The organism is Nocardioides koreensis (assembly GCF_039531775.1).
Taxonomy (GTDB): Bacteria; Actinomycetota; Actinomycetes; order Propionibacteriales; family Nocardioidaceae; genus Nocardioides; species Nocardioides koreensis.
This window is the reverse complement of sequence record NZ_BAAAQR010000002.1, coordinates 385,147-407,167: the sequence shown is the minus strand read 5'-3', so window position 1 is coordinate 407,167 and position 22,021 is coordinate 385,147. Positions and strand designations below refer to the sequence as shown.

20 protein-coding genes and 1 pseudogene are annotated in these 22,021 nt (G+C 71.8%); 13 read left to right on the top strand and 8 right to left on the bottom strand.

Features of this window, described 5'->3' with window-relative positions; genetic code table 11:
• Positions 1-58 precede the first annotated feature (58 nt).
• Entirely contained in the window at positions 59-2,227 is a 2,169-nt protein-coding gene (gene helR, locus ABD268_RS06055) for an RNA polymerase recycling motor ATPase HelR (protein ID WP_425573681.1), read from the top strand.
• Between the two features lie 92 nt (positions 2,228-2,319).
• The gene (locus tag ABD268_RS06050; RefSeq protein ID WP_344149086.1) at positions 2,320-3,075 is read left to right on the top strand and encodes a sulfite exporter TauE/SafE family protein; all 756 of its coding nucleotides are present in this window, start codon (positions 2,320-2,322) and stop codon (positions 3,073-3,075) included.
• Between the two features lie 28 nt (positions 3,076-3,103).
• Here ABD268_RS06050 and ABD268_RS22805 read toward each other — a convergent pair.
• Positions 3,104-3,295, bottom strand: a pseudogene (locus ABD268_RS22805) (phosphotransferase); the annotation flags it as partial.
• 23 nt (positions 3,296-3,318) lie between these two features.
• On the opposite strand from ABD268_RS22805, the gene ABD268_RS06045 reads away from it, so the two are divergent.
• Genes ABD268_RS06045 through ABD268_RS06025 form a run of 5 tightly spaced genes read left to right on the top strand, consistent with a single transcriptional unit; the run spans position 3,319 to position 7,120 of the window.
• Positions 3,319-3,888 carry an RNA polymerase sigma factor gene (locus ABD268_RS06045; protein WP_344149083.1) on the top strand — a complete coding sequence of 190 codons (570 nt, stop codon included), beginning with the start codon at positions 3,319-3,321 and terminating at the stop codon, positions 3,886-3,888.
• On the top strand, positions 3,885-4,721 hold the full coding sequence (locus tag ABD268_RS06040) for a zf-HC2 domain-containing protein (protein WP_344149079.1): 837 nt from the start codon (positions 3,885-3,887) through the stop codon (positions 4,719-4,721). The genes ABD268_RS06045 and ABD268_RS06040 overlap by 4 nt, the downstream gene beginning before the upstream one ends.
• Positions 4,718-5,599: an ATP-binding cassette domain-containing protein gene (locus tag ABD268_RS06035; protein ID WP_344149076.1), complete on the top strand. Its 882-nt coding sequence runs from the start codon at positions 4,718-4,720 to the stop codon at positions 5,597-5,599. The genes ABD268_RS06040 and ABD268_RS06035 overlap by 4 nt, the downstream gene beginning before the upstream one ends.
• Before the next feature lie 40 nt (positions 5,600-5,639).
• Complete coding sequence (locus ABD268_RS06030; RefSeq protein WP_344149073.1) at positions 5,640-6,533, top strand: hypothetical protein; 894 nt, start codon at positions 5,640-5,642, stop codon at positions 6,531-6,533.
• Positions 6,530-7,120: a hypothetical protein gene (locus ABD268_RS06025; RefSeq protein ID WP_344149070.1), complete on the top strand. Its 591-nt coding sequence runs from the start codon at positions 6,530-6,532 to the stop codon at positions 7,118-7,120. Before ABD268_RS06030 ends, ABD268_RS06025 begins: the two co-directional genes overlap by 4 nt.
• Before the next feature lie 90 nt (positions 7,121-7,210).
• Here ABD268_RS06025 and dnaB read toward each other — a convergent pair whose 3' ends face one another.
• The gene (gene dnaB / locus ABD268_RS06020) at positions 7,211-9,604 is read right to left on the bottom strand and encodes a replicative DNA helicase (RefSeq protein WP_425573685.1); all 2,394 of its coding nucleotides are present in this window, start codon (positions 9,602-9,604) and stop codon (positions 7,211-7,213) included.
• 701 nt (positions 9,605-10,305) lie between these two features.
• Between dnaB and ABD268_RS06015 the strand changes: the two genes are divergently transcribed.
• Both ABD268_RS06015 and ABD268_RS06010 read left to right on the top strand, forming a co-directional pair.
• Positions 10,306-11,664, top strand: a complete 1,359-nt coding sequence (locus ABD268_RS06015; RefSeq protein ID WP_344149067.1) for an MATE family efflux transporter — start codon at positions 10,306-10,308, stop codon at positions 11,662-11,664.
• A gap of 9 nt (positions 11,665-11,673) precedes the next feature.
• A complete protein-coding gene (locus tag ABD268_RS06010; RefSeq protein ID WP_344149064.1) occupies positions 11,674-12,267 on the top strand; it encodes a hypothetical protein in 594 nt (197 codons plus the stop codon).
• A gap of 22 nt (positions 12,268-12,289) precedes the next feature.
• Here ABD268_RS06010 and rplI read toward each other — a convergent pair whose 3' ends face one another.
• From rplI to rpsF, 4 genes are all read right to left on the bottom strand, one after another.
• Positions 12,290-12,736: a 50S ribosomal protein L9 gene (rplI, locus tag ABD268_RS06005; protein WP_344149061.1), complete on the bottom strand. Its 447-nt coding sequence runs from the start codon at positions 12,734-12,736 to the stop codon at positions 12,290-12,292.
• A 14-nt stretch (positions 12,737-12,750) separates the two neighbouring features.
• The gene (rpsR, locus tag ABD268_RS06000; RefSeq protein ID WP_179661957.1) at positions 12,751-12,987 is read right to left on the bottom strand and encodes a 30S ribosomal protein S18; all 237 of its coding nucleotides are present in this window, start codon (positions 12,985-12,987) and stop codon (positions 12,751-12,753) included.
• Between the two features lie 122 nt (positions 12,988-13,109).
• On the bottom strand, positions 13,110-13,685 hold the full coding sequence (locus tag ABD268_RS05995) for a single-stranded DNA-binding protein (RefSeq protein WP_344149055.1): 576 nt from the start codon (positions 13,683-13,685) through the stop codon (positions 13,110-13,112).
• An 87-nt stretch (positions 13,686-13,772) separates the two neighbouring features.
• The gene (gene rpsF, locus ABD268_RS05990) at positions 13,773-14,063 is read right to left on the bottom strand and encodes a 30S ribosomal protein S6 (RefSeq protein WP_344149052.1); all 291 of its coding nucleotides are present in this window, start codon (positions 14,061-14,063) and stop codon (positions 13,773-13,775) included.
• A gap of 272 nt (positions 14,064-14,335) precedes the next feature.
• Between rpsF and ABD268_RS05985 the strand changes: the two genes are divergently transcribed.
• The 3 genes from ABD268_RS05985 (at position 14,336) to ABD268_RS05975 (ending at position 17,486) form a co-directional block, all read left to right on the top strand.
• The gene (locus tag ABD268_RS05985) at positions 14,336-15,130 is read left to right on the top strand and encodes a deoxyribonuclease IV (protein WP_344149049.1); all 795 of its coding nucleotides are present in this window, start codon (positions 14,336-14,338) and stop codon (positions 15,128-15,130) included.
• Positions 15,131-15,240: 110 nt separating this feature from the next.
• Positions 15,241-16,404, top strand: coding sequence for a lipid II:glycine glycyltransferase FemX (locus tag ABD268_RS05980; protein ID WP_344149046.1), 1,164 nt, complete (start codon positions 15,241-15,243; stop codon positions 16,402-16,404).
• Entirely contained in the window at positions 16,401-17,486 is a 1,086-nt protein-coding gene (locus ABD268_RS05975) for an alanine racemase (RefSeq protein ID WP_344149043.1), read from the top strand. The genes ABD268_RS05980 and ABD268_RS05975 overlap by 4 nt, the downstream gene beginning before the upstream one ends.
• On the opposite strand, the gene ABD268_RS05970 is transcribed toward ABD268_RS05975, so the two are convergent.
• Both ABD268_RS05970 and ABD268_RS05965 read right to left on the bottom strand, forming a co-directional pair.
• On the bottom strand, positions 17,479-18,921 hold the full coding sequence (locus ABD268_RS05970) for a glycosyltransferase family 87 protein (RefSeq protein WP_344149040.1): 1,443 nt from the start codon (positions 18,919-18,921) through the stop codon (positions 17,479-17,481). The two genes, ABD268_RS05975 and ABD268_RS05970, sit on opposite strands and share 8 nt — an antisense overlap.
• Positions 18,918-21,131: a transglycosylase domain-containing protein gene (locus ABD268_RS05965; protein ID WP_344149037.1), complete on the bottom strand. Its 2,214-nt coding sequence runs from the start codon at positions 21,129-21,131 to the stop codon at positions 18,918-18,920. Before ABD268_RS05965 ends, ABD268_RS05970 begins: the two co-directional genes overlap by 4 nt.
• Positions 21,132-21,387: 256 nt before the next feature.
• Here ABD268_RS05965 and ABD268_RS05960 point away from each other — a divergent pair, with 256 nt between their 5' ends.
• A complete protein-coding gene (locus tag ABD268_RS05960) occupies positions 21,388-22,020 on the top strand; it encodes a PadR family transcriptional regulator (protein WP_344149034.1) in 633 nt (210 codons plus the stop codon).
• The last annotated feature ends 1 nt before the right edge of the window (position 22,021 follow it).

The following is a 22,021-nucleotide window of genomic DNA, read 5'->3' as shown; positions in this document are numbered from 1 at the left end:
AATCGCCGGCCGTAGCCGATTTTCCACGGGTGGGGAGCTGTGAGATGGGGCCGATGACGTGGACCGCGTGAGCACCAGTGCCTTCGACCTGTCCGGTCACCTCGCGCCCAAGGCCGACCCGGCACTGATCGCCGGCGACGAGCAGCACTTCGGGGCCATCGCGGAGAGCCTCGAGCGGTCGATCACCGACTTGTCGCTGCGTCTCGACGCCGCGCGCAGGGCGCCCGGAGGGACCGGCCAGCAGGCCCTCGACCGCGACCAGGAGGTGCACCGGCTGACCGGGCGGCTGCGCGCCCTGCGTCGCTTCGGGCTGGACCTGTGCCTCGGCCACATGGTGAGCGCGGATGACACCGAGCCCGTGTACGTCGGGCGGCTCGGGCTCACCGACTCCGCGGGTCGTCGGCTGCTCGTCGACTGGCGCTCGCCCGCGGCCGAGCCGTTCTTCGGCGCGACCCACGCCAACCCGATGGGGCTGGCCAGCCGCCGCCGGTACCACTGGACCCGGGGCCGGGTCAGCGACTACTGGGACGAGGTGTTCACCGCGGACGGGTTCGGCGGGCACGCCGCTGCGCTCGACGACCAGTCCGCCTTCATCGCCACCCTGGGCAGCAGCCGGTCACCGCGGATGCGCGACGTGCTCGGCACCATCCAGGCCGACCAGGACGCGATCATCCGGGCGGGTTCCCGGCGCGCCCTCGTCGTCGACGGTGGCCCCGGCACGGGCAAGACCGTCGTCGCGCTGCACCGCACGGCGTACCTCCTCTACTCCGACCCGCGGCTCGGGCACCGGCGGGGTGGTGTGCTCTTCGTCGGTCCGCACCAGCCCTACCTGGCCTACGTCGCCGACGTGCTGCCCAGCCTCGGCGAGGAGGGCGTGCAGACCTGCACCGTCCGGGACCTCGTCCCCGAGGGCGCCGCAGCCGCGCCCGAGGCCGACGCCGAGGTGGCGCGCCTGAAGGCGTCCGCCGACATGGTGCGGGCCATCGAGCCGGCCGTCCGGCTCTACGAGGAGCCACCGACCGAGGGGATGGTGGTCGAGACCCACTGGGCCGACGTCTGGCTCAGCGCCGACGAGTGGGCGGAGGCGTTCGCGTCGGTGGACCCCGGCACCCCGCACAACGAGGCGCGCGACCAGGTCTGGGGCGAGCTGCTCGCGATCCTCGTCGACAAGCACGAGGACGAGGACGTGTCGCCGGACCTGGTCCGCAGGTCCCTGCGGCAGAACGCGGAGCTGGTCGACACCTTCACCAGGGCCTGGCCGCTGCTCGAGTACACCGACCTCGTCGGGGACCTGTGGACGGTGCCCGCCTACCTGCGCAGGTGCGCGCCCTGGCTCGACCCCGAGGAGGTCCGCAGGCTGCAGCGCACGGACCCGCAGGCCTGGACGGTCTCCGACCTGCCGCTCCTGGACGCGGCCCGGCAACGCCTCGGCGACCCGGAGGCGTCCCGGCGCAAGCACCGGCACGAGGCCGCCGTCGCCGCCGAGCGGGAGGAGATGGCCCACGTGGTCGACCACCTGGTCGCGACCGACGACTCCGAGATGCAGGTGATGTCGATGCTGCGCGTGTCGGACGCGCAGAGCATCCTGGTCGACGAGTCCGCGCTGTCGAGCGCCGACCCGGACTCGCTCGCCGGACCGTTCGCCCACCTCGTCGTCGACGAGGCCCAGGAGCTGACCGACGCCGAGTGGCAGATGCTGCTGCTCCGCTGCCCGTCCCGCAGCCTCACCATCGTCGGGGACCGCGCGCAGGCCCGGCACGGGTTCTCCGAGTCGTGGCAGGAGCGGCTCCGGCGGATCGGGCTCGACCACGTCGACCTGGCGTCGCTGAGCATCAACTACCGCACGCCGGAGGAGGTCATGGCCGCGGCCGAGCCGGTCATCCGGGGCGTGCTCCCCGACGCCAACGTGCCGACCTCGATCCGCAGCACCGGCGTACCCGTCGTGCACGGACCCGTGTCGGACCTGGGCCCGGTCCTCGACTCGTGGCTCGCCGAGCACGCCGACGGGATCGCCTGCGTCATCGGCATCAGCGAGCTCGAGGACGACATGCTCCGGACCAGCTCCCGCGTCCGGTGGCTGACACCCGAGCTGTCCAAGGGCCTGGAGTTCGACCTGGTCGTCCTCATCGATCCGGACACTTTCGGCACCGGCATCGAGGGAGCCGTCGACCGTTACGTCGCGATGACCCGGGCGACCCAGCGGCTCGTCATCCTGTCGAGCGCCTGAGTTGAGCCGCTCGCCGACGGGCTCGCTCGAGCACCCGGTGGGGCGCGTGACCGCTAGCGTGGCCGGGCGCTCTGTCCCCGAAGGGTGGTCTCGTGGCACTCGTACTGGCTGTCGCCGCCGGTGTCGTCGGCATGCTCATCGGCATGGTCGGCGTGGGGGGCGTCCTCCTGCCACCGTTGCTGGTGGCGGTCGGAGGACTCACCGCGCACGAGGCCACGGCAACCAGCACCTGGGCCTTCATCTTCACCGGCGTCGTGGGCACTGCGGCGTACTCCTGGCGGGGTGTCGTCCCGTGGCCGATGCTCCTGCGCCTGGCGATCGGCATCGTCCCCGCAGCATTCGTCGGGGCAGCGGCCAACGTGCTCCTTCCCGCGACGGTGGTGCTGCTCGCCATGGCGACGCTGACTCTGTACGTCGGAGCCCGGCAGCTGCGTCCCGGCACCGACCCCGCCGAGGGAGAGGCGGGGAGGGAGCTGCGCACCGCAGAGCTCGTCGGGATCGGAGCTGTGGTCGGGTTCGGGTCCGCGCTGACCGGCACCGGCGGGCCGGTCCTGCTCGTGCCTCTTCTGCTGGCGCTGGGCATCACACCGGTGAAGGCGGTGGCGGTGAGCCAGGCCGCGCAGCTCCCCGTGGTGATCTCCGGCTCCATCGGCTACCTCCAGGCCGGTCTCACGGACGTGGCCCTCGGCACGACCCTCGGCGTGCTCGCCGCGGTGGGCACGGCGGTCGGCGCCGTCGTGGCCACCCGCATCCACGCCGCACACCTGCGAGCCCTGATCGCCCTCGCGTGCATCGCCGCCGGACTGTTCCTGGCCGCCCGTGCCGCGGCCGACCTCCTCGGGGGCTGACCCAACGCCACGCCGCCCGGGCCAGATCCTCGATCGGGTCTCCGGGCCGGGCGAAGTCCCAGTCCAGGACGACAAGTGAGCCGTCTGGTCGACGCACGGTGTCGTACGGCGAGACGTCGTGGTGCACGACTACTCGATCCGGGCGGAGACGGGCAGCCGAGGGCCGGCAGGAGGTCTCCCAATCCCAGGTCTTGACGTCGGCAGCCGGGAACCAAACCAGGTCGGCGTGGCGACAATGAGGTCATGAGCACCACCCCGTTCGTGACCGACGCGGCCCTGGTCGCCGCGGTCGCGGACAAGGACGCTGGCGCGCTGCGGGAGCTGTACGAGCGGCACGGCGCCTGGCTGCACGCCCGGCTCATCCGCCGCTGCAACGATCCCGAGGTCGTCGTCGAGGTCGTGCAGGACACTTTCGTCGCGCTCTGGAAGGACGCGCGGCGGTTCCGTCACGACGGCGAGGTCGGTGCGTGGCTGTGGGGCATCGCGTTCCGGCGGATGGTGTCGCGGCTGCGGTCTCGCAAGGACGTGGTGCTGATTCCCGATTGGGACGTGCCGGCAGCGCCGCAGCAGGTGCTGCCGTCCGCCGAGGACCTGGTGCTCCTCGGTGTGGAGTACGGCGACCTGGCCGCGGCATTGCGGCGCCTGTCGCCGGAGTTCCGATCGGTCGTGCAGGCGGTCGTGCTCGACGGCCTGACCACCAAGGAGGCCGGGCGCCTGCTCGGCGTCCGCGAGAACACCGTGAAGACGCGGCTCCACCGCGCGAAGGCGCAGCTGAGGACCGCGCTCACCGAGCCGCAGGAGGGATGGCGATGACCACCGGGACCCAGGGTTGGCACGCCGACCCGGCGCTGTTGGCGAGCTACCTCGCCGGAGACCTCGACGCCGTCACCGGCGCCTCGGTCGAGCAGCACGTGAGCCGATGCGAGGCCTGCCGGGCGGCGGTGGGCCACTTGCTCGAGCCGCAGCTGGTCGAGCGCACGTGGGCCGGCATCCGCGACGCCATCGAGCGTCCGCCCCTCCCGGTCCCCATCCGGCTGGCCAGGCGGCTCGGGCTCCCGGAGTCGACGGCGGTGCTGCTCGCCGCCGCCGCCTCCCTGCGCGGTGCCTGGCTGGTCGGGGCCTTCCTGTCCCTGTCCTTCGCGACCCTCGCCGCCTACCTGTCCGGCGGTACGGCGCTCGCGCCGTTCCTCCTCGTTGCCCCGCTGGCGCCGGTGCTCGGGGTCGCCACCGCCTACGGCCCGCGCCAGGACCCGCTCGAGGCGCTGGTCGCCACCGCGGCCTACGGACGCACCAGGCTGATCCTGCTGCGCACGATCGCGGTCCTGGTGTCGGTGCTGCCGGTCACCGCCCTGCTCGGTCTCGCACTCCCCGGGCCTCGGTGGCTGGCCGCCGCGTGGCTGGGCCCGGCCCTGGCCCTGGTGCCGGTGCTGCTGGCGCTGGCCGGGTTCGTCGGCCCCCGGGCCGCGGCAACGGTCGTGCTGCTCGGCTGGTCCTCCGTCGTGGTCGCCTCGACGCGCGCCGGCCTGGACCCGGCCTGGCCGGTCGAAGCCGCTCAACAGGGCGCCTACCTCGCACTGGCCGTGGCCGCCTGTGCGGTCATCGCGGTCCGACTCGGCATCGACCGGCGGCGGGGGGTGGCGCTGTGAACGTCCCCAGGGGCACGGTCGAGCTCACCGGCGTGGGCAAGCGTTACGGCCGCAAGCACGCCCTCGCCGACGTCGACCTCACCTTCGACCACGGCGTGACGGGGCTGCTCGGCCCCAACGGCGCCGGCAAGACCACGCTGCTGCGCATCGTCGCCACCTCCATCGCCGCCGACAGCGGGCAGGTGCGGTTGCTCGGGCGCGATCCACACGGCTCCCAGGCGGACGTGACCGCCGTGCGCAGGGAGCTGGGCTACCTGCCGCAGGAGCTCGGCTACCCCTCGGACATGACCGCCTTCGGGTTCGTCGAGTACGTCGCCGTCCTCAAGGAGTGGAACGACCGGGAGCGCCGCGTCCGGGAGGTGCGGCGGGTGCTCAGCCTCGTCGACCTCACCGACCAGGCGACGGTCCGGGTGGGCCGGCTCTCCGGCGGGCAGCGCCGGCGGGTCGGGCTGGCCCAGGCGCTGCTGGGCGACCCGCGGCTGATCGTGCTCGACGAGCCGACCGCCGGCCTCGACCCGGCACAGCGCGCCGACCTGCGGCGCACGCTCTCCACCCTCGGCCACCGCTCGACCGTGCTGCTGTCCACCCACCAGACCGAGGACGTCGCGGCCCTCTGCGAACGCGTGGTCGTGCTCGCGGGCGGGACGGTGCGCTTCGACGGCGCCGCCACCGACCTGGTCGCCACCGCCGTCGGTCGGGTCTGGCTGGCCGACGAGCCCGGCGACGACGCGCTGGTCAGCTGGCGGACCGGCACCGGTCGCCACCACGTGGTCGGCGGTACGCCGCCGACCGGCGCGGACCCCGCCGAGCCGACCCTCGAGGACGCCTACCTGCTGATGCTCGGCCCTGATGCGCAGCGGCTCCGCGCACCTGCCTGACCTGCCGGTACCACTCATGCCCACCACACCTGGAGCGACCATGAGCAGTCTTTCCGTGCCCGCGTCCGGCCTCGCCGGTCACCGTGCGATGGCCGTCATCGAGGCGCGCCGGATGGCGCGTCACCCCGTCTTCCTGCTCGGTGTCGTCCTCGCCTTCGTCGTGCTGGGGCTCTTCCTCGCCACCAACGAGGAGGAGGGAGTCCCGGTCGTGCTCACGATCCCGCTGCTGGGCGCGTTCTACATCGGCCTGACCAGCGTCATCGCCGCCGCGCGGCTCACCAGCTCCACCGACGTCGCCGTCGAGGCCGTCGCCACGGCCCCGGGCACCGAGGCTCGCCGGACGCTCGCGCTCGCCGCGACCGGCATCCCGGCGTTCCTGGCCGGGCTGGCGTTCTCGGTCGTCCTGGTCGTCGTCGCGCAGGTTCAGGGCGTGGCCCCGCAGGAGTGGTGGTTCGGCACGCTGCCCGACTGGCAGGTGTGGAGCATCCTGCTGATGTGCCCAACCGCGTGTCTCGGCGGTGCGCTGCTGGGCGTCCTGACCGGCCGCTGGCTCCGGTTCCGGGGTGCATCGGCCATGGCGGTGGTGGCCCTCATCGTGGTGAGCCTGCTCGGACAGACCCCGCTCCTCGAGACCAGCAGCTCCGAGTGGCGGCTCTGGGTGCCGTGGGCGATCTTCCACACCGGCGACAACGCTGACGGCACCCAGACGCTGATCGCCGGCAACCCCGGCGCCTACCTGGGCTACATGCTGGCCCTCTGCGCCCTCGCGGTGCTGGGCGCGATGTGGCACGACCGCACCGCCCGGACACCGCGGTTCCACGCTCTCGTCGCGGCTGTCGCGGCGACCGCGCTCGTGCTCTTCGCCCTGGCAGCCACGACAGGCAACCACGACAACCGGGACTCCGACCCGATCCCGTCGAGGGTGACGGGTTGAGCGCCCGGCTCTGGTACCTCCGTCACGGCGTCGCCTGGCTCCCCGTCCTCGCGTGTTGCGCAGCAGCCGCCGCCACCGCACTGCTCGTGGTGCGCTGGCCGGACGTGGCCGGGGTGCTCGCCCCCACCGTTCTCGCCTGCTGTGCCGGAGCGGCCGCGTTCGTCTACGACGAGGACGCCCTTCCGGTGGTGGCGGTGACGCCGCGTGGCGCGGGCTGGCGGCGGACCGCCCGACTCGGTGTGATGCTGCTGCCGCTGTCGGTCTGGGCCGTGGTGGTGGCGCTGCGACCCGGCGACGTCCCGTTCGTGCGGCCGGGCTGGTGGCTGCTGGGCGGCGCCACCCTCCTGCTCGTCGCTGGCTCCGCGGCCCTGGCCTCCCGACGGCTCGTGCAGGCACCCGGCGCGCTGCTCGCGCCGGTGGTCGCCCTCACTGTGGTGGCGCCGGTGACGTTCGCGGGGCTGTTCAGCTGGGGCACCCTCTACCCGATCGGCGACTTCCCGGACCCCGTGCGAACGGTGTGGCTGGGGGTAGCGCTCAGCGGCGCCGCAGTCTGTGCTGTGGCGCTGCGGCCCGGGCTGCGCCGCTGAGGATCACTCCGGCACCGGCACATCAGTCTCGACGGGATCGCGGCGGCGGAACACGCCTCTCGTGGACCGGACCCCCAGCACGCAACGAGCTCAGTGCGCCATGTCGACGAAGCGCGAGTAGTGGCCCTGGAAGGCGACGGTGATGTCCCGGGTGGGGCCGTTGCGGTGCTTGGCGACGATCAGGTCGGCCTCGCCGGGGCGGGTCGACTCCTTCTCGTAGACGTCGTCGCGGTGCAGCAGCACCACCATGTCGGCGTCCTGCTCGATGGACCCGGACTCGCGAAGGTCGCTCATCATCGGCCGCTTGTCGCCGCGCTGCTCGGGGCCACGGTTGAGCTGGGAGAGCGCGATGATCGGGATCTCGAGCTCCTTGGCCAGCAGCTTGATCTGCCGGGAGAACTCCGAGACCTCGAGCTGGCGGGACTCGACCTTCTTGCCCGACGACATCAGCTGGAGGTAGTCGATGACCATCAGCTTCAGGTCGTGACGCTGCTTGAGCCGGCGGGCCTTGGCCCGGATCTCCATCATCGTCATGTTCGGGGAGTCGTCGATGAACATCGGCGCCGAGGAGACCTCGCCCATCTTGCGCGCCAGCTTGGCCCAGTCGTCGTCGTTCATCGCGCCGTTGCGGATGTGGTTCAGCGGCACCTTCGCCTCCGCCGACAGCAGGCGCATGGTGATCTCCGAGCGCGTCATCTCCAGGCTGAAGAAGACGCTGCTCAGGTTGTTGTGGATCGAGGCCGCGCGGCAGAAGTCCAGAGCCAGAGTCGAGTTGTGCGTCGGGATCATCGACTGGCCCGCGAGGTACAGGTGGTCCTCGTTGTCGACCTGGACGCAGCGCACCGGCACGCTGTCGATCTTGCGCACGGCGGTCACGTAGCGGCGTCCGATCCGCACTGTCGATGCAGGTCGTTCCTGCTTGTGGAGCAGGTGCTTCCGGCTCAGCCGGAAGACGTCGTCGGTGGTGGAGAAGTTGAGGATGTAGCAGGTGGAGGTCTCCTCGGACCGGCCGCGCACCTGTCGCGTGGTCCGTCCGCACTTGTAGCCCAGGCTCACCACCAGTTCGTGGACGTCATCGGCGAGACGCTTGCTGGTGACGGCGAACTGGCACGAGCCCACGCCCTTGACCACGGTGCCGTCGGTATCCATCAGGCCCGCGAGCAGTTCTCGCCGCGATGTCTCGTCCGAACGCAGGTAGGACCTCGGGATGTGTTTCGCACCCAGCACCCCGGCCTTGCGCAGGAGTGCCGTGAAGGAGCCGTGATCGGTGTAGCAGTCCCGGCACAGGCGTGACCCCGTGCAGCGGGCTCCGCAGTCGAGGCAGGCGCCGGCACCGACCGGGCGCTCGTCGATCGGCAGCTTGACGCTGAACAGCATGTTGCCCCGAGGTTCCACTCGCAGACCGTGCCCCTCGAGGTACATCGGGATCTCGTCGGTCTCGCAGGTGATGCGTGCCCCATGGCTGTGGCCGTCACCCAGCCACGCGCCCAGCACGTACGGGGCGATCGGGAGCGCGGCCGGCGCGCCCTGGAGCGGGGCGGTGTTGAGAACGGCATGGTTGGCGCGCCCGTCCGCGCCGACCTTCAGCGTCTCCTCGATCTCCCGGGTGGTGACAACGCTCGGGAAGATGTGCTGGTTGCGGGTGCGGTTGTACTGCCGATCGGCGGACCACTTCGACTTTCGCGCCGCACGTGTCTCGGTGAGCCACTGGTGCTCGGCATCGGCGACGATCCGGGAGCCGTCCGAGAAGGCCACCTCGTAGCAGGGCCGGTCGAGCAGAACATCGGTGGCCGCCACCACGGTCGTGGGGCGCCCGTGGGCGTCGTACAGCTGGTCGCCCACCCGTACCTCCCCCATGGTCGTCCAGCCGGTCGGCGTCGGGAGGGGCGTGTCGAGGGCCAGCGCCTTGCCCATCGCGGGACGCGCCGCGACGATGATCATCTGGCCGGCGTGCAGGCCGTTGGTGAGGTCGTCGAGGTCGGCGAAGCCGGTGGGCACGCCGTAGAGGCCCGCCTCCCGGTTGCCGATCGCCTCGATCTCGTCGAGGACGCCGTCCATGATGTCGCTGAGCGGGACGTAGTCCTCGCCCGAGCGCTTGTCGGCGATCTTGTAGACCTCGGCCTGCGCCTGGTCCACGACGTCGTCGATCTCGCCCTCGCCGGCGTAGCCGATCTGCACGATCTTGGTGCCCGCGTCGACGAGCTTTCGCAGGATCGCCTTCTCCCGGACGATCTCGGCGTAGTAGCCGGCGTTGGCCGCGATCGGCACGTTGGCCGACAGCGTGTGGAGGTACGGCGCCCCGCCGATCCGCTGCAGCTCGCCGCGACGCTGGAGCTCGGCGGCGACCGTGATCATGTCGACCGGCTCGCTGCGGCCGTACAGGTCGATGATGACGTCGTGGATGGTCTCGTGGGCCGGCCGGTAGTAGTCGGTGCCGCGCAGCGACTCCGTCACGTCGGCGATGGCGTCCTTGGACAGCAGCATCGAGCCGAGCACGGACTGCTCGGCGGCCATGTCCTGCGGCGGGGTGCGGTCGCCCGGGCGGGTGGGCCGCTCCCCGGGCGCGTACGGCGCCGGACCGTCCCCCCACTCCTCCAGCGGAGGCTCGTCCAGGTCCCGCGGGTCACGCCCCCGGTCGTGCTCCGCAACGCTCACCCTGGGCCTCCTGAAATCCTCTGCGAACCGACCCCGCTCGAGCACCGCCGAGGGTAGTCACGACCGCCGACAGCCGGGCTCGCGGCCCTGGTCCGGCCACCCCGCGCGCGGTCCGCGCGACTCGGGAAGCCCTCGCCGGCCCGGCCGGCGACCCCCGGACCGTACGTCGCCGAGCACCCCAGGTGGAAGCCCGTTGTCCACAGGTCCTGTGGATAACAGGCCCAAGGTCGTGGACGACACGCGACGAGTTGTGCACTCACTGGGGAGAGACCTGTGGAGAAAGGGTGGGAAATCTCCCCCATCACCCCTCTGACCTGCGAAAACGTTGCTCCACACCTGTGGAGAGAAAATACCTCGTCGCGGATCGAGTTCACCGGCCCGACGCCTTCCGGACGCCTCCCGCTATGTCGACAAAGCCCCCGGACCCCGGGATTCCCACAGGTTGGGGATGGTTACCCACAGGGGGCTGTGACTAGTTCCTGTTGGGAGCAATCAGACCATCTGGTTCTTACCGTGACTAGAGTGTGTCCATGCGCACCTCCGCGGACCGCGAGATCTGGCGGCTGGCCGTCCCCGCCTTCCTCGCCCTGGTCGCCGAGCCGCTGTTCCTGCTGGCCGACGCCGCGATCGTCGGCCACCTCGGCACCGCGCCGCTGGCGGGCCTCGGCATCGCCGGCGCCGTCCTGCAGACCGCGGTCGGCCTCTGCGTCTTCCTGGCCTACGGCACCACCGCCGGCGTCGCTCGGCATCTCGGCGCCGGGGACCTGCGCGGCGCGCTCAGCCAGGGCATCGACGGGGTGTGGCTCGCGATCGGCATCGGGGTCCTGACCACCCTGCTCGGGGTGCTGCTCACCGAGCCGCTGGTGCACCTGTTCGGGGCCTCCGCCGCCGTCTCCGGCCCGGCGGCGACCTACCTGCGGATCGCGTTCCTCGGGACCACCCCGCTGCTGGTGATGCTGGCCGCGACAGGGGTCCTGCGCGGACTCCAGGACACCCGGACGCCGCTGGTGGTCGCGGTGGCCGGCAACGCCCTCAACATCGTCCTCAACCTGCTCCTCGTCTTCGGCGCCGGCCCGATCCCCGGCCTGGGCATCGCCGGCTCGGCCCTCGGGTCCGTCCTCGCGCAGGTGGCCAGCGCCGTGGCCCTGCTGCTCGTCGTCGTCCGGGCCGCCCGCCGCGAGGGGGCCCCGCTGCGTCCCGACCTCCCGGGCATCCGCGCCGCCGCCCACGCGGCCGTCGCCCTCGTGGTCCGCACGCTGACCCTGCGGGCGGCCCTGCTGGTCACGACGTACGCCGTCACCCTGACCGCGACCGACAGCCGCGCCCAGGAGGTGGACCTCGCCACCCACCAGCTCGCGCTGACCATCTGGACCTTCCTGGCCTTCGCCCTCGACGCCATCGCCATCGCCGCGCAGGCGATCACCGGCCGCTCGCTCGGAGCGGGCGACGTGGCCGGCACCCGTGCGCTGACCCGCCGGATGGTGACCTGGGGGGTCCGCAGCGGCGTCGTGACCGGGGTGCTGCTCGCGGCGGCCAGCCCCCTGCTCGGCCACCTCTTCACCGACGACGAGGCGGTGCAGCGGCTGCTGGTCCCGGTGCTCCTGGTCGCCGCGGCCGGCCAGCCGGTGGCGGGCGTCGTCTTCGTGCTCGACGGCGTGCTGATCGGCGCCGGCGACGGCGGCTACCTCGCGCGGGGCGGCCTGGTGACCCTGGTGGTCTACGCCCCGGTCGTGCTGGCCCTCGCCGTCGCCTCGGCGGGCCTGGTCGCGATCTGGGTCGCCTTCGCGAGCGTGTTCATGGGTGCCCGGCTCGTGGTGCTGGTGCGCCGCGCGCGGGGGGACGCCTGGCTGGTGACGGGAGCCCGCGCGACCCCGGCCCGGGCCACGTAGGTTGGGCCCATGAAGCCGCTCCAGTCCGTCGCGATGGGGCTGGTGATCGTGGTGCTCGTGGCCCGCTTCCACGGGTACGACGCCCTGCCCGACCCGGTCGGCTGGCTGCTGGTCCTGCTCGGGGTGCGCTCCCTGCCGAGGGCCGTCCCGCACCGCGACGGCCTGCTGGGGCTCGGCGCCCTGGCCGGGGTCGTCTCCGCGGTCGTGTGGTTCCCGTCGGTCACCGACGCGCTGTACGACGCCGACGCCTCGCTCGGCTGGGCGGCCAACCTGCCCGAGGTGCTGTTCGCGGCGCTGCTGTGCCATGCCCTGGCCGCCACCGCCGGACCGGCCGGCGACCTCAAGGCGGCGCGCTGGCTGCGCCTGACGCGGACCGCCCTGCTCGTCGTGGCGCTGCTCCCGGTACTGGTCTTCGGCGCGGGGCTGACGTCGTTCGAGCTCACGTCCTACGTCGCGGCCGGACTCGTGCTGGTGCTGCTCATCTGCCTGCTGTTCGCCTACGCCGGCCGCCCCTGGGCGATGCCGCCGGCCGACCCCGCGGAGGACCCGGCACGTGCGACAGGGGCCGCCCCTCCCGAAGGAGGAACGGCCCCTGAGGCGTGAGCTGAGCTGCTGGGGTGGGTCGTCAGCCGGGGATGACGTTGAGGCCCACCGTGGCGGACACCTCGTCGTGCAGCTTGACCGAGACCTGGTGGGCGCCCAGCGACTTGATCGGGTTGTCGACCACGATCGTGCGCTTGTCCACCTGCTCGCCGGTGGCCTCGGTGAGCGCGCCGGCGATCTCGGCGACGGTGACGGCGCCGAAGAGACGACCACCCTCGCCCGCACGGACCTTCACGCTGACCGTCGCGGCCTCGAGCTTGGTCTTGATCTGGGCCGCGTGGTCGTGGTCGCGGACCGCACGCGAGGAGCGGGCGGACTTGATCGACTCGACCGTCTTCTCGGCGCCACGGGTCCAGCGGATCGCGACACCTCGCGGCACGAGGTAGTTGCGGCCGTAGCCGTCCTTCACCTCGACGACGTCACCGGGGGCACCGAGACCGGTGACCTCCTGGGTCAGGATGAGCTTCATCTGTTCGGCTCCTCTCAGCGACCGGTGGACGTGTAGGGCAGCAGGGCGAGCTCGCGGGCGTTCTTGACGGCGATCGCCACGTCGCGCTGGTGCTGGACGCAGTTGCCGGTCACCCGACGGGCGCGGATCTTGCCGCGGTCCGAGATGAACTTGCGGAGCAGGGCGGTGTCCTTGTAGTCGACACCGGTCGCCTTCTCCTTGCAGAACTGGCAAACCTTCTTCTTGGGCTTGCGAATCACTGCCTTGGCCATTGTGGTGCTTCCTTTCTAGAAGCCCGGCCCAGAGTGGGTACTGGGCCGGAATGGTTGAGGGATTCGTCGTTGTTCGATGGTGGCCTCACGACCACCGGAGCTGATCCGGTCAGCAGGACCGATCAGAACGGAGGCTCGTCGGAGCCCACGCCGGGAGCACCCCACGGGTCGTTGCCCGCGGGACCGCCCGACGGCTGGCCGCCGCCGTAGCCGCCCTGGCCACCGCCGGACTGCGGAGCCGGGGTCGCCCACGGGTCGTCGCCGCCGCCGCCCTGCGGGGCGCCGCCGCCACCCTGCTGCCCGCCGCCGGAGTAGCCCCCGCCGCCACCCTGCCGGGTGGTGCGCTGGACCTTCGCGGTGGCGTACTTCAGGGACGGACCGACCTCCTCGACCTCGATCTCGAAGACGGTGCGCTTCTCGCCCTCGCGGGTCTCGTAGGTGCGGGACTTCAGGCGACCCTGCACGACGACACGCATGCCGCGCTGCAGGGACTCGGCGACGTTCTCCGCGGCCTGCCGCCAGACCGAGCAGGACAGGAACAGCGCGTCGCCGTCCTTCCACTCGTTGGACTGACGGTCGAAGGTGCGCGGCGTCGACGCGATCCGGAAGTTGGCCACGGCCGCCCCCGAGGGGGTGAAGCGCAGCTCCGGGTCGTCGACGAGGTTGCCGACCACGGTGATGACGGTCTCGCCTGCCATGCGGTCTCCTAGCTAGTTCTGATCAGGGCCGCGCCCATCGTTGCCGCTGGCACCGACAGGCGCACGGGTTTCATCCACAGCCGACGCTCAGTGAGCGTCGGGGCGCATGACCTTCGTGCGGAGGATCGACTCGTTGAGGCTGAGCTGGCGGTCGAACTCCTTGACCGTGGCCGGCTCGGCGCTCAGGTTGATGACGGCGTAGATGCCTTCGGCGTTCTTCTTGACCTCGTAGGCGAGCCGGCGACGTCCCCAGACGTCGACGGACTCCACGGTGCCACCGTCGTTGCGGATGACGTTGAGGTACTTGTCGAGCGACGTCTCAACGGTGCGCTCTTCGATGCTGGGGTCGAGGATGACCATCACTTCATAGGCACGCAAAGCGGTCTCCACCTCCTCTGGACTAAGGCGACCACGGTCTCTCCGTGGCAGGAGGGCGATGCGTCCCGGCCACGTCGTGCGACGAGTCGTACGACGCGGGCGGGTGTCTCGAGCCTGCCGGCCCCGTCGGTGGGGCGGAGACAAGGACGCCACAGGCTAGCAGCGGCGGGCGGGGCGCCTGAAATCCTCCGGACATCCCTGGGGACGTCCTCCCGCGGCCGAGGAGCCGCACCGGGCCGGGCCGGGCCGCCGGGCCTTCCTAGGATGGCCGGATGAGCATCAGCATCGGAGCCCACGTCGACCAGACCGACCCGATCGCCGAGGCCGAGGCCCGGCAGGCGCCGCTGGTGCAGTTCTTCCTCGGCGACCCCCAGGGCTACAAGGGCCCCGAGTTCTCCTACGCCGGCGGCGCGGAGGGCCTCCGGGCCGACGCGGAGGCCGCCGGGATCGACCTCTACGTGCACGCGCCGTACATCGTGAACGTCGCGACGACCAACAACCGGATCCGGATCCCCAGCCGCAAGCTGCTCCAGCGGCACGTCGACGCGGCGGCCTCGATCGGCGCCAAGGGGCTGATCGTGCACGGCGGACACGTCAACAAGGCCGACGACCCCGAGAAGGGCTTCGACAACTGGCGCAAGGCCGTCGAGGCGACCGACCTGAAGCTGCCGCTGCTGATCGAGAACACCGCAGGCGGCGAGAACGCCATGACCCGCTACCTCGAGCGGATCGCCGGGGTGTGGGAGGCGATCTCCACGACCGAGCAGCGCGACATGGTCGGGTTCTGCCTCGACACCTGCCACGCCCACGCGGGCGGCAACGACCTCGCGACGGTGGTGGAGGACGTCCGCCGGATCACCGGGCGGATCGACCTGGTCCACTGCAACGACAGCCGGGACGACTTCGACTCCGGCGCCGACCGGCACGCCAACTTCGGCAACGGCCGGATCGACCCCGACCTGCTGGCCGCGGTGGTCCGCGACGCCGGCGCCCCGGTGGTGTGCGAGACCCCGGGCGGGGCCGAGGAGCACCGGGCCGACTTCGCCTGGCTGCGCGAACGGCTGTAGGGCTGGGCTGCGGGAGCGCCCGTGACCCCGGTCGGGCAGCCCGGGGTGCGCCCCGGCGCACGCTGACCCGCACGACGGCCGGGCGCCGGGCGGCCCGGTAGCCTCGCCGGGTGACCTCCCCTCCCTCCGCCCCGCTGACCGTGCGCGACGTGACCGAGGAGGAGCACCTCGACTTCCTCCGGGGTCGTCGCTCCGCGAGCTTCCTGCAGACCCCGGCCTGGGGCCGGGTGAAGTCGGAGTGGCGCCGGGAGTCCCTGGGCTTCCTCCGCGGGGACGACCTCGTGGGCGTGGGTCTCGTGCTCTACCGCCAGCTCCCCAGGGTCAAGCGCTACCTCGCCTACCTGCCGGAGGGCCCGGTCATCGACTGGGCCGACGACGACCTCGCCGCCTGGCTCACCCCGATGACCGCACACCTGAAGAGCCGGGGCGCGTTCGGCGTGCGGATGGGCCCGCCCGTGGTGACCCGGCGCTGGACCGCGGCCCAGGTCAAGGAGGGCATCGCCGACGAGGGGGTACGCCGGCTCGGCGACCTGGCTCCCTCCGAGCGCGACCACACCGGCGCCCGCGTGGTCTCCCAGCTCGACGAGCTGGGCTGGATCCGGCAGTCCGTCGACGGTGGTTTCGCGGCCGGCCAGCCGCAGCACAACTTCCAGGTCCCGCTGCGCGCCGCCGACGGTTCCCCCCGCACCGAGGACGACGTGCTCAAGGGCATGAACCAGCAGTGGCGCCGCAACATCAAGAAGGCCGCCAAGGAGGGCGTCGAGGTGGTCTCGTCAACCACCGCCGCCGAGGCGCTCGAGCTGTTGCCGGCGTTCCACGAGCTCTACGTCCACACCGCCGAGCGGGACCACTTCACGCCGCGTCCGCTGGCCTACTTCCGCACCATGGTCGAGGCCCTCGGCGCCGAGGAGCCGGACCGGATCCGGCTCTACCTGGGCCGCCACGAGGACGACCTGGTCGCCGCCACGATCGCGATCCGGGTGGGGGGCCACGCCTGGTACTCCTACGGCGCCTCGTCCACCGAGAAGCGCGAGGTCCGCGGCTCCAACGCCGTCCAGTGGGCGATGATCCGCGACGCCCTGGCGGCCGGCGCCGACGTCTACGACCTGCGCGGCATCACCGAGACGCTGGACTCCGACGACCCGCACCTAGGCCTGATCCAGTTCAAGGTCGGCACCGGCGGCGAGGCCGTGGAGTACGTCGGCGAGTGGGACCTGCCGCTCAGCCGGCCGCTGTACAAGGCGTTCGACCTCTACATGAGGCGGCGCGGATGAGCCTGACCCTCACCGTCGACGGCGACCGCTGGCGCCGTCACCTGTGCTCGGTCGCCGAGGCCAACCCCGGCCTGGTCCCGGTCGCCAAGGGCAACGGCTACGGCTTCACCGTCGGCCGACTGGCCCGCAGGGCGCAGTGGCTGCACGACCAGGGCCTGGGCGGGGACACCCTCGCGGTCGGAACGTACGACGAGCTCCCGCACGCCGCGCAGCGCTTCCACGGCGACCTCCTCGTGCTCACGCCCTGGCGGCCGTTCGGCAGCGCCCTGGAGACCGACCCCGCGCTGGCGCCACGGCTGGTGCACACCGTCGGGCGGGTCTCCGACCTCGCCGACCTCCTGGCCCGTCAGCCCGACGCCCGGTTCGTCCTGGAGCGGGTGACGAGCATGCTCCGCCACGGCCTGTCGGCACGGGACCTGTGGACCGCGGCCCGGATGCTGCACGACCACCCGCGGGCACGGCTCGAGGGCATCGCCCTGCACCTGCCCCTGGCGCAGGGCACGCACCTCTCGGAGGTGCAGCGGCTGATGAACGACGTCGTGGCGGCCGAGCTGCCCGAGGGCGGCACCGGCGCGACCACGGTGTGGGTCAGCCACCTGACGCACGGCGAGCTGGACCGGCTGCGCGCGGCGTACCCGGACTTCACCATCCGTCCGCGGATCGGCACCGACCTGTGGCTCGGCGACCGCGGCGCGCTGCGGGTGACCTCGACCGTGCTCGACGTGCACCCGGTGGAGCGCGGCGACGTGTTCGGCTACCGGAGCCGCACCGCGCCGAAGTCGGGCCACATCCTCGTGGTCACCGGCGGCACCGCCCACGGCATCGGCCTCGAGGCACCCACGGGGGGCTCGTCGCTCAGGGCCCGGGCCGCCACCCTGGCCCGGGGCAGCCTCGACGCGGCCGGCTTCGTGCGCTCGCCCTTCTCCATCGACGGCAAGCAACGCCTGTTCGCGGAGCCGCCGCACATGCAGGCCTCGATGCTGTTCCTGCCGCACGGCGCCCACGTGCCCGCGATCGGGGACGAGATCGACGTCCGGGTCCGGTTCACCACCACCGCGTTCGACCGGGTCCTGGTCAGCTGACCCCTCGGGGCAGCGACAGTGACGGCCTCCTCGACGGCCGGGGCGCCGGCACCCAGTCGCGCACCGGGTCGTGCTGGGGCAGCAGCACGTCGCGCGCGACGAGGACGACCAGGTAGAGCTCGGCCGCCATCCGCAGCAGCACCGCCACCCAGTAGAAGCCGGTGTCCCCACCCGAGGCCGGCGCCAGGTAGCCGCCGAGGTACCACCACACGGCGGCGAAGTAGAGCACCTCGCCCGCCTGCCAGACGATCTGGTCGCGCCACCGCGGCCGTGACAGCGCGGCCAGCGGCAGCAGCCACAGCACGTACTGCGGCGAGTAGACCTTGTTGACCAGCAGGAAGCCGGCCACCACGAGGAAGCCCAGCTGGGCCAGGCGCGGCGTGGCCGGTGCCAGCAGGCCGAGCAGCAGCACCCCCAGGCACCAGGCGCCGAAGAAGAGCCACGACACGGCGTTGATCGTGTGCACCTCGACGGTGCCGTCGGTGGCCTGGGCGATGACCAGCCAGATCGAGCCGAGGTCGGCCCCCCGGTCGGAGTTGAAGCTCCAGAAGACGCGCCACTCGTCGGGTCCGGTGAGGTAGGCGGGGAGGTCGGCCAGCACCCAGGCGGCCACCGCCGAGCCGGTCGCCAGCGCGAAGGAGCGCCACCGGCGCTGCCGTGCACAGATCACCAGCAGGCCACCGAGCAGGAACAGCGGGTAGAGCTTGGTGGCGGTCCCGAGCCCGATGAGCACGCCGGTCAGCACCGGCCGGTCCCGCGACCACGCCCAGAGCGCGCCGGCGACCAGGCCGACCGCCAGCAGGTCCCAGTTGACCAGCGCGGTCAGCGCGAGCGCCGGCGAGAGCGCGAAGATCGCGGCATCCCAGGGCCGGTTCCGGTTCACCCCGCTGAGGAACCAGGCCGCCAGGATCCCGACGGCCGCCAGGCCCACGGCGTTCACCGCCACGAAGAGCCGGGACTCCGCGGTCACGTCCTTGTCCGCGGCCAGGGCCTGGGGTGACTGGCCGTACCTCGGCTCGATGTCCGGCGACCCGCTCAGCCAGTGGGTCACCCAGGCCGTCCCCCACGCCCAGTAGGAGATCCCGACCGGGTACTCCATGACGTCGTAGCGCGCCCGCACCTGCGAGTCGTCGGTGTAGGGCCAGTTCAGCTCGACGAACCCCCGGTCGGTGTAGAGGTAGGGCAGGTCGGAGTAGCACATGTGGGAGTAGCGAGCGTCCCCGTTGCGCCAGGAGTCCTCGTAGCAGGAGGTCTTCTGCAGCATGCCCAGGGAGAGGCAGACCGCGGTCAGCGCCAGCACGACGCGGACCGGTGTCCACCACCGGTGCCGGCCGGCGTGCTCACCGACCGGCCCGCCGACGCCCTCGCTCAGGGCGGCGACGACGGGGTCGTCCAACGTCGGGTGGACCCGCGCGTCGCCCTCCCCGGCGCTCACTGCCCCGAGTACCGGCGCGGCTCCGTCGACGCCATCGTCCTGGGTGACTTGCTGGGCTTCCCGGGCTGGGACGGCGACTGCGTGGGCGAGCTCGACGTCGAGTCGGACGGCGAGTCCGACGGGCAGCCGAGGACGCCGCACGGGTCACTGGGCGACGGCGGGTGGGTGTTGGTCTGGCCCGGCGGCGTCGGCTTCACCGTCGACGAGTCGCTCGGCGAGCTGCTCGGGGTCTGCGACGGCGACCGGGTCGGCGGCGCCTGGGTCGGGGACGGCGGCGGCGTGTACGGCTCGTGTCCCGTCGCCGGCGCGGTGCCGTCGACGTTCGCCGGCGGCGGGAAGTCCTCGACGGCCAGCCCCTCCATGTCCCGCTTCATCACCGCGGTCCAGGTGTCGGCCGGGTAGTCGGCACCGAAGTACGACGGCAGCCAGCCGTCGAGCTGCTCGTTGCCCTTGCCGCGGACGTACATGACGGCCGTGGACAGCTGCGGGGTGTACCCCACGAACCAGGCGGAGGAGACGTCGTCGTCCCCGTTGGTGGCGGTGCCGGTCTTGCCGGCCGCCGGCCGGCCGAGCCCGAGGGCAGCGGTTCCGGTGCCGTGCTGGACCACCTGCTGCAGGGCGTAGGAGGTGTCCGCGGCGATGTCCTCGCTGAGGACGTCCTTGGTCGACTGCTTGTACGACCACTCGGTCTCGCCGCTCTTGTTGACGACCTTGTCGATGACGTGGACGTCGGCGCGCTGGCCACCGTTGGCGATCGTCGCGTAGGCGTTGGCCATGTTGATCGGCGCGACCGTCGCCGAGCCCAGGGCGATGCCGGTGACGGGCTCGAGCCCGGGGCTGTTGTCGAGGTGGTTGTACCCGCTGGCCTTCTTGTCCCACTTCGGGATGCCCAGGTCGTTCGCGGTCTCGAGGATCTTGTCCGGGCCGTCGGGGATCGACACGGTGAGGTCGGCGTACGCGGTGTTGATCGACTCCTCGGTCGCGGTGATCAGGTTGACCGCCGAGCCGTAGTCGTTGCCGAGGCCGTCGGGGCCGGTGCCCTCGTTGCGCACCCGGTCGCCGGTGTCCTGCCCGTTGTAGTAGTAGGGCGAGTTGCCCTCGAAGGTGTCCTTGAGCGAGAACCCGGCCTTCAGCGCGGCCGCCAGCGCGAACGGCTTGAAGGAGGACCCCGGCGCGCCGCCGGTCTCGGCCCAGTTGATCTGGGACTGCAGGTAGTCCTGGCCGCCGTAGAAGCCGCGCAGCGCGCCGGTGCCCGGCTCGACGCTGGCCACCGCGACGTGCAGCTGCTTGTCGGAGAAGCCGTCCGGCCGGGCCTCCATCACGCCCTGCTTGGCCGCCTCCATCGCCTTGGGAGTGAACGTCGTGGTGACCCGGAGGCCGCCGCCCTCGATCTGCTCGTCGGTGTAGCCCAGCGAGTGCAGCTCGTCGCGCACCATCGCGAGCATGAAGCCCTTCTGGCCGCCGTACTGGCTCTGCGCCTCGATCTCCGGGAAGTCCGGCAGGTGGCGCTCGGCCCGGTCGGCCTGGTCGGCGGAGATGTTCCCCATGTGCGCCATGCCGCCGAGGACGTAGGCGTAGCGCTCCTTGAGGTTCGCCTTCGCGTCCTTGCCGTTGGCGGGGTCGAACAGCGTCGGGTTGTTCAGGACGCTCGCCAGGACCGCGCACTCCTTGAGGCTCAGGTCCTTGGCGTCCTTGTCGAAGTAGGCCCGCGCGGCGGCCTGGACGCCGTACGCGCCCCGACCGAAGTAGATGGTGTTGAGGTAGCCCTCGAGGATCTCGGACTTGCTCAGCTGCTGCTGGATCTTCAGCGACAGGATCGCTTCCTTCACCTTGCGCTTGTAGGAGCGCTCCTGGGTGAGGTACAGGATCTTGACGTACTGCTGGGTGATCGTGGACGCGCCCTGCTTGGAGTTGCCGCGCGCGTTGCTGAAGGCCGCCCGGAGGATGCCCTTGGGATCGATGCCCTTGTCGGTCCAGAAGCTCTGGTTCTCCGCGGCGACCACCGCGTCCTGCATCTTCTGGGGGATCTCCTTGAGCGGGATCGAGTCACGGTTCTGCGTGGCGTACTGGCCGAGCTGGGTCTTGCCGCCGGCGTAGTAGACGAACGACGTCTGGGTCCGGAAGTCCTTGTTCGGGTCCGGGATGTCGATGGTCTTGTAGAGGTAGAAGAGCCCACCCGCCAGCAGCAGGCTCCCCGCGAGCGCTGCCACGAGCAGCCACTTCCCGACGCGCTTGAGCCGGGTCTTCTTGCTCGTGGGGGGCTGGGGGGGTGTCTTGACGGCGGAGCCGGGGGCTCTGCGCTTTCCACTCAACTTCGGCTCTCCGGGGGCTCGGGGGCGCGTTCGACGGGCAGGTCGAAGTGCCCGTCGGCGGGGGGCGACCTCAACAGGGTACGCATCCCCCGCATGGCGCGCCGTTACACCCATCTGGTTCACCGCAGCTGGATATATCGGTACGATATGTCGCATGGCACGTCGTGGAGAGACCATCGAGCTGGCAGTCCTGGGGCTGTTGCACGAGGGACCGATGCACGGCTACGAGCTGCGCAAGCGGCTCAACCTCATGCTCGGCTGGGGCCGCGTGCTGTCCTACGGCTCGCTCTACCCCACGCTGAAGAAGATGCTCCGGGGGCAGCTGATCGAGGAGGCGGCGGCGACGCTGACCCCCGTGACGCGACGCCCGCGCATCGTCTACCAGGTGACCGAGGTCGGCCACCGTGAGTTCGAGCGGCTGATGTCGGAGGTGGGTCCCACCGCCTGGGAGGACGACAACTTCGACATCCGCTTCGCCTTCTTCGGTCGCACCGACATGGAGATCCGGCTGCGCGTGCTCGAGGGCCGCCGCACCCGCCTCCAGGAGCGGCTCGACCGGGTCCAGAACCAGCTGGCGATGACCCAGAAGGAGGTCGACCGGTACGCCGCGGAGCTCCAGCGGCACGGCGTCGAGTCGGTCGAGCGCGAGGTCCGGTGGCTCTCCGAGCTGATCCAGGCCGAGCGCCGCTACGAGGAGCAGGCCCCCGACGAGGCCGCCTCCGCCCAACCAGCCAGCACCCCCACCACCGCCACCAGGCAGCCAGCCGGCCCCACGGCCGATCAGTAGT